The organism is Colwellia sp. BRX10-4, assembly GCF_014077465.1.
In the GTDB taxonomy this organism is placed as follows: domain Bacteria; phylum Pseudomonadota; class Gammaproteobacteria; order Enterobacterales; family Alteromonadaceae; genus Colwellia_A.
Map to the genome: position 1 here is coordinate 44,395 of NZ_JACGVZ010000027.1, position 8,152 is coordinate 52,546.

Below are 8,152 nucleotides of genomic sequence, written 5' to 3' on the forward strand. Positions count from 1 at the left end.
CCTTAACGTTTATCGTTAAGGCTTTATATCAATTACTCAAAGAGCAACAAGTAAGATTAGATTTCGTAATCAATCACTTCATAACCCAATGCTTTTAGTTGGGGTTTTAATGTTTTAGCATCACCAACAACTACCATTAACATTTCCGCTAAATTTAAGTGTTTCTTTGCAAGCGCATTTATTTCTTCTGCACTGATTGTTTCAACAATCTCTGCACGCTCTTGCACAAAACTTGGCTTTAAATCGTATTCTAAGATTTGCGCTAAGAAACCTAATTTTGCCCATGGTGTTTCATATTTTAACGCATCTCTTTGATTAATTGAATTACGCATAAAGCTTAATTCTTCTGCAGTGATACCTTGTTCGCTGTAGCCTTTTATTTCGTTTACAAACTCAATAATTGACTTATCGGTAACATCGGCACGAACTTCAGCAGAGGCGGTAAATGTACCAGAGAATTTGTCAGCACTAAAACCAGAACGTGCGCCGTAGGTATAACCTTTATCTTCACGAAGGTTTAGGTTTATACGACTATTAAATGCGCCACCTAAGGTAAAGTTCATTAAATAAGACTTGTAATACTCGCCGGTTATATCTTGCGTCATAGAGCGTTTACCAATGCGAATCGCGGATTGTGCGGCACCCTCTTTATTCACTAAATAAATAACACCCGCTTTTGTCTCAGGTTTAGCCAGTGTTAACACTAAGCTTGATCCTTTACCTTGCCAGCTAGAAAAGACGTTAAGTGATTTAATTAGCGTTTTTTCTTTCAAATCTGATACGACGATTAACTGACTATCACTGGGTTTTACTTGCTGTTCGTAGAAGGTTTTAACATCTGCTAAGATAATATTATTGAGGCTTTGCTCGGTACCTTGGCTTGAAGTTGCTGCAATGTTGTCAGCTTGCAATAATTGACGATAAGCTGTTGAGGCTAAATAACCAGCATCTTTCTTGCTATTAATTGCGCCCTGAATAGCATTACTTTTGTTACGTGAAAATTCCGCTTCAATGAATGCTGGGTGCATTAATTTTTCATTAACCAGTGCCATTGTCGCATCAAGGTTTTTAGTTAGTGTACTGACATTAACATTCAAGTATTGATTACCCGCATAAATAGCGATTGAGCTACCTAATTTTTGTAATTCATTACTCATTTCTTCAGCACTACGTTTGGTGGTCGATTCATTTAATGCACTAGCAAGTAACGAAACAATGCCTGCCTTATCTTTGTCTGAGTAATAATGACCCGCAGGGATTTTTAACAATAATGATGTTGTTGGGGTTTCAATGCTTTGCGTACCCAGCACTTTAATACCATTGGCTAACGTTTTGTTCCACATCTGTGGCACAGCTACTGATTTATTAGCAGCTGAGATTGGCATTTTACTGCGATCAAAATTATCTTTTGCTTTACGAACCACTAAACTCTCTGCTGAGGTTTCAGATGTTTGACCTTTACTACGCGGTGCAGGAATAAAATTATCTTGTGCTGCGATTAGATCAAGTTTGCCTTTAGGCACTATGCTCATGATCACCGCATGTTGGTCTTTAATATACTTTTTAAAGACTCGCATAACATCAGCCTTAGTAACATTGGCATAACGTGCGATATCTTTTTCAATGTAATTTGGATCGCCCTTAAATGTTTGATTAGCCGCAAGTGTACTCACTTTGCCTGAAACACTTTGTAAACCAAAGATAAAGCTTGCTTCCATACTCGCTTTAACTTTCGCTAGATCGTCGTCTTGTACGCCACGCTCTTCAAATTCAACTAAGCTATCGCGGATCACTTTTTCTATATCTGCTAATGTTTTTCCTGAAGCCGGGTGTGGTAACGCTAATAAAGTGAAGGTACAAGCTAGTTCTGCACAGGGATGCCCCACTGAAGCTTGAACCGCTAATTGATTTTTCACTAAGTTTTTATAAAGCAAAGATGTTTTACCGCCACCTAAAATACTGGATAAAACGTCAAGTGGGGCTTCATCTGCATGGCGAACAGAAACGGTCGGATAAGACATATACACTAAAGGTAAATGAACATTATCTTCCATGGAAATATAACGGTCTTCATTTATGGTGAATGTAGGTTTCTCAGGCATCGCGATTTTAGGTCCGCGTGGGATAGACCCAAAATACTGTTCCACTAAGGCTAACGTTTCTTTAGCGTCAATATCACCACCTATGGTTAAGGTTGCGTTATTTGGACCATACCATTTTAAGAAAAATGCTTTTAAGTCGTTAACATTTACACGATCTAGATCCTCTAAGTAACCGATGGTTTGCCATGAGTAAGGGTGCCCTGCCGGATATAACGCTTCGGCAACTCTCTCTCCTAATAAACCGTAAGGACGATTATCATAACTTTGTCCTCTTTCATTTTTTACCGTTTCACGTTGTACTTCAAATTTTTCTTGCGTTACCGCATCTACCAAAAAGCCCATACGGTCTGACTCTAACCACAACATTTTTTCTAGTTGGTTAGCTGGAACTGTTTGAAAATAATTAGTTCGGTCACCGTTAGTGGTTCCATTTAAGGTACCACCAGCTTCAGTTATTAATTTAAAATGCTGTTCGTCAGCTACGTTTTCAGAACCTTGAAACATCATATGTTCGAAAAAATGAGCAAAACCTGACTTACCCAACTCTTCGCGAGCAGAGCCAACGTGATAAGTCATGTCAACATGAACTAAGGGATCAGAAGCATCTTTATGAAGAATAACCGTCAAACCATTACTTAAGGTATATTTTTGATAAGGAATAACAGTTTTACCCGCTTCTGTGGTTACTTGCTCAACAAAACTTACACCTGCTGGTAATGTTACTTCAACCATGGTGGTGGTTGGCGCAGTTTGTTCACATGCTGCTAAACAAGTTAATAGCAATGGGATGCTCCATTTTTTCAATTTATGCTCCTTGGTGGCTTTATTATCTATATAAATATATTTTCTCGCGCTCAACTTCTGCGCCAGTATCTAGCTCTAATATATGATTTGCTCACTTGCTTTGCCAATGATATTTCTGTTTTGTAATACTTTGTTACTTATTTGTTAACCTTTAAATTTAAAACAAAAAAGACAACGGCTGTTGTCTCAATGAATACAGGAAAAATATTAGCTACTCTTTTTGTTTTTTCTCTTGTTCTTGCTGTTCTTGTGTTTCAGTTTTCACTGGTTGATGACCTTCGCCGCCACCGCCTCTGCATCATCCCATTGTATTTTCCTATTGAATAATGAAGGAAAAATTATAGCTAAGCCTGAACTCGACAAAATTGATCGAAATCATCAAACGTCTAATAACTTTAGCCTTTTACTGACACCTAAACGTTTATAAATATCTTATTTAATGAATGTTGCTCTGCTAAATACTTGCAACAAACAATAAGTGATATCATAATGATATCACTTATTGAAATCTTACTGAGAATAATATGATTACGGAAAAAGAAATCAAAGCCCCCAATGGCATTATGTTTATTTTTGTTTTATTGACATTACAGATTGGAACTTTCACCTTGTTAATTAATAACATAATAAATAACAATGTCACACTTACCATTATTAGTTTATTGGTCACCCTTGCTATTTTTATTTGCTGGTTTGGTTTTTTTATGGTCAATCCCAAAGAAGCTCGGGTAATGCAATTGTTTGGTAAGTACACGGGTACCGTTCATGATTCAGGCCTACGCTGGGCTAACCCTTTTTACACAAAAATGCGCGTCTCTTTACGGGTTAAAAATTTCGAAAGTAGTAAACTAAAAGTTAATGACAAAAATGGTAACCCCATTGAGATTGCGGCGGTTATTGTCTGGGAAGTAACAGATACCGCTGAGGCCGTTTTCCAGGTTGATGATTATGAGGATTTTGTCTCAATTCAAAGTGAATCCGCATTACGTAATTTAGCCACAAGTTATGCGTACGATCATCACGAGGATGACGATATTTCTTTACGCAGCGATCCTACTCAAATTTCAGCCGCATTAAAAATTGAAGTGCAAGACCGGTTAGAAAAAGCTGGAGTCACTGTGATTGAATCTCGTATTAGTCATTTAGCCTACGCGCCAGAAATTGCCAACGCTATGCTAAGACGCCAGCAAGCCATGGCAATTATTGCCGCACGTAGAACCATAGTCGAAGGTGCTGTCGGTATGGTAGAAATGGCATTAACAAAATTAGAAGAGCGTCAAATTGTAGAACTTGATGCAGAAAGAAAAGCCGCTATGGTGAGTAACTTATTAGTTGTTCTATGTAGCGACGAAGCGGCACAACCTGTAGTAAATACTGGCAGCTTATACTAATCGTCAATTGAGTGAGAAATATTGTGGCAAAAAAAGCATATCCTCTTCGCATTAATGAAGAAATTCTTTCTGCCATGCAACGCTGGTCTGATGATGAATTACGCAGTTTAAACGCACAAATAGAGTACGTGCTGCGTGATGCCTTAAGAAAGTCTGGCCGAACTAAGCCTAAACCGATAGAAACTATTATTGATCCTAAAAATTAATCTTGTTTTTAAATACCCATAAACGGATGATCGACAGTGATACTGTTATTAAGTGGTGTCGATCACTCATATTCTGAAATATAATTACATAAGACATAGTTATCAAATTTTAGACAAAAAAATACCGATGACAATGTCATCGGCTTATAAGCTATGAGGAGAGCTTGAATATACAAATTATTACAACAAGTGTTCACAAAAGAACAACTCCATTATAGAGTAATCATTCTACTTTTGTAAAGCGAATTATGTAATTAAATTACACTTTAGTTTTAAAAACACCAAAAAGTACGCTTGTATAGTTAATGCGCCTGTTCCCAGTTATCGCCAATACCTGCCTCAGCAATGAGAGGGACTTTTAACTTTACCGCATCATTCATAATTTCAACAAGCTTCGCCGTTGTTTGATCAACGATGTCTTGATGAATTTCAAATATCAACTCATCGTGTACTTGCATTGTCATTTTAATACGTGGGTCTTGCTGGATTTGTATCCATTCATCTACAGCTAACATTGCTTTTTTAATGATATCAGCGGCAGTGCCTTGCATAGGTGCATTAATAGCGGCACGTTCAGCACCTTTTCTACGCATCGCATTTTTAGCTTTAATATCAGGTAAATATAAACGACGACCAAAGCATGTTTCCACAAAACCTTGCTCTGCAGCTTGCTGACGCGTGTCCTCCATGTAAGCCATAACATTAGGGTAACGTTCAAAATATTTATCCATATACTCTTGCGCGCGATGGCGAGGCACATCAAGTTGTTTTGCTAAACCAAACGCTGACATTCCGTAAATCAAACCAAAGTTTACTGCTTTAGCGCTACGGCGTTGATCAACGGTTACCTCGGTCAAATCGACACCAAATATTTCAGCCGCTGTTGCTTTATGCACATCTCGCCCTTCTGAAAAGGCAGAGACTAATCCTGGATCATCAGATAAATGCGCCATAATACGCAATTCTATTTGAGAATAATCTATCGCGACAATTTTATGATCTTTGGGCGCAATAAAAGCTAAGCGAATTTTTCGACCTTCTTCACTACGAATTGGAATATTTTGAAGGTTTGGATCGGTCGAAGATAAACGCCCTGTTGCCGCAACGGCTTGTTGATAAGAGGTATGTACTCGACCTAACTTACACACTAACAATGGAAGCTTATCAGTGTAAGTTGATTTTAACTTACTCAGTCCTCGGTTTTCTAAAATAACTTTCGGTAAAGGGTAATCTAACGCCAGCTCTTGTAACACTTCTTCTGCAGTTGAAGGTGCACCTTTGGGCGTTTTCTTAATTACTGGGATTTTTAACTCTTCAAACAATATTTTTTGTAGTTGCTTGGGTGATGATAAGTTAAACGTTTGTCCAGCAATATCGTGTGCTTGAATTTCTAATTCTTGTAAGCGCATACCAAGTGCATGGCTTTGTTCATTGAGCAAATCAGAATCGATTAGAACACCGTGTTGCTCCATACGCGCTAAAATAGGTAACAAAGGCATTTCAATGTCGGTAAATACTGACAATTGATCTTTATTTTTTTCTAACTTGGCATAAATGGCTTGGTGCAAGCGCAAGGTAATATCGGCATCTTCGGCGGCATAATATCCGGCTTTTTCAATTTCAATTTGGTTGAAAGTTAATTTTTTAGCGCCCTTGCCAGCAACTTCCTCAAAACTGACCGTTTTGTAACCTAAATATTTAGTCGCTAACGCGTCCATATTGTGGCGAGTCGCAACACTGTTTAAACAATAAGACTCGATCATGGTATCAAAAGTAATACCTTGCATTTCAATACCGTAACGTGCAAGCACATTAACATCATACTTTAAGTTCTGACCAACTTTTGCTTGATTTTTATCTTCGAGAAGTGGTTTTAATTGCGTCAAGACCCAGTCACGGTCGAGCTGTTTGGGTGCATCAGGATAATCATGCATAAGCGGCACATAAGCGGCAGTTCCAGCTTCGACAGAAAACGATAAGCCCACTAACTCAGCTTTCATATAATCGACACTGGTTGTTTCGGTGTCAAAGGCAAAGAGATCAGTATTTTTTAATTTTGTCAGCCAAGAAGTAAACTCAGCTTCACTAAAAATAATTTGATAGTCAGTTTCAATATCATCTGTTGCAGGTGTTTCTTCTACAATCGTGTCAACACTTGAGGGTTGTTGTCCGGGTGAACCCGCAATAGCAGATTCGCCATTTTGTAAGTCTGCTAATAACCGGCGTAGTTCAAATCGAGTGTATAACTCAGTTAATTTTTCAACATCGGCAACGCCTGGCTGTAATTGATCGGCGGTTTGCTCAAGCGGTACATCAAGTTTAATAGTAGCTAATTCATAAGAGAGGGGTAAAAACTCAAGTGCTTCACGTAAATACTCACCAATCTTACCTTTTACGTTTCCAGCATTAGCCATGACATTTTCTAAATTTTCGTGCTCAAGCAACCATTTTACTGCGGTTTTGGGACCACACTTATTGACCCCTGGAATATTATCGACTTTATCACCCATTAACGCGAGGTAATCAATAATTTGGTCTGGGCGGACACCAAACTTTTCAATAACACCATCAACATCCATTTTTACATCGGTCATGGTATTAATAAGCGTGACATGCTTATCAACGAGTTGTGCCATGTCTTTGTCGCCGGTTGAAATAACGGTGTCGATACCGGCTTTACTCGCTTGTTCTGCCAAGGTACCAATAACGTCATCGGCTTCGACGCCATCAATCACCAATAGCGGTAACCCCATAGCGGCAACAATTTCATGGATGGGTGCAATTTGAGTACGAAGATCGTCGGGCATTGGTGGACGATTCGCTTTATATTCAGGATACATGTCATTACGAAAGGTCTTGCCTTTCGCATCAAATATCACAATAACATTGCCATTTGGATAATTTTTTTTCAGACTTTTTAGCATGTTTAACACGCCAGTAATCGCACCGGTAGGTTGACCATCTTTTGTTGATAATGCTTGTAAATATGGAACATGATAAGCACGGAATAAGTACGAAGAACCATCTACTAAAATGAGTGGCGATAAAGCAGAATTTGTCATGATGATATGTGACTAGAAGTGAAATTTGGCTAAGGATGCCATACTCAGTACATTCTCTCCACTTAATCTATAAAATTAGTCACAAAAGATCGTTTAAATTGTGGATAAGTATGTTGAAAACAACGAAAAAAATCATAACAACCAAATGGCTATTACGATAAATTGATAGGTAACATCTTATTTTTATTGGGAAAAGGTAGTTTTAAATTCCTTTTTCACATATTTATTATTATTTTTATTTATGTGGATAAAAATTTATCCTGTATGTTTTCAGCATCTTATTAATTGTGTGTTTTTTGTGCTGCTCAAATAAACGAGGTAAGAGAGTACCAGAATTTTCTCTCAATACCAGACAATTATTAAATTATTTTTAGTGGTATATTTCTGCTTTAAATAACTAAAAAACATAAGCGAATAACAGTAAGACTTTGCGCGATTTTAAAGATAAAAAAACCTGAATTAATTTATCTATAATTTGAATAAAAGCTGAAATCATCAGAAAATAAATCATCGAAAATATTGCTTTATTATTCTTGCTTTATTATTGTTGCCATAAGATTACAACATTACAATTTTAATATTTTAAT

General features: G+C 37.5%; 4 protein-coding genes. 2 read left to right on the forward strand and 2 right to left on the reverse strand.

Going from position 1 to position 8,152, the window contains the following annotated elements:
• Positions 1–56: 56 nt before the first annotated feature.
• On the reverse strand, positions 57–2,834 hold the full coding sequence (locus tag H4J67_RS17035) for a pitrilysin family protein (protein ID WP_182204448.1): 2,778 nt from the start codon (positions 2,832–2,834) through the stop codon (positions 57–59).
• A 596-nt stretch (positions 2,835–3,430) separates the two neighbouring features.
• On the opposite strand from H4J67_RS17035, the gene H4J67_RS17040 reads away from it, so the two are divergent.
• Together H4J67_RS17040 and H4J67_RS17045 are read left to right on the forward strand one after the other, a co-directional pair.
• Positions 3,431–4,297 (forward strand): SPFH domain-containing protein, encoded by an 867-nt coding sequence (locus H4J67_RS17040; RefSeq protein WP_182172394.1) that lies wholly within the window; start codon positions 3,431–3,433, stop codon positions 4,295–4,297.
• A gap of 23 nt (positions 4,298–4,320) precedes the next feature.
• Positions 4,321–4,503, forward strand: coding sequence for a hypothetical protein (locus tag H4J67_RS17045; RefSeq protein WP_220463235.1), 183 nt, complete (start codon positions 4,321–4,323; stop codon positions 4,501–4,503).
• A gap of 302 nt (positions 4,504–4,805) precedes the next feature.
• On the opposite strand, the gene polA is transcribed toward H4J67_RS17045, so the two are convergent.
• Complete coding sequence (polA, locus tag H4J67_RS17050) at positions 4,806–7,565, reverse strand: DNA polymerase I (RefSeq protein ID WP_182172392.1); 2,760 nt, start codon at positions 7,563–7,565, stop codon at positions 4,806–4,808.
• Positions 7,566–8,152 lie beyond the last annotated feature (587 nt).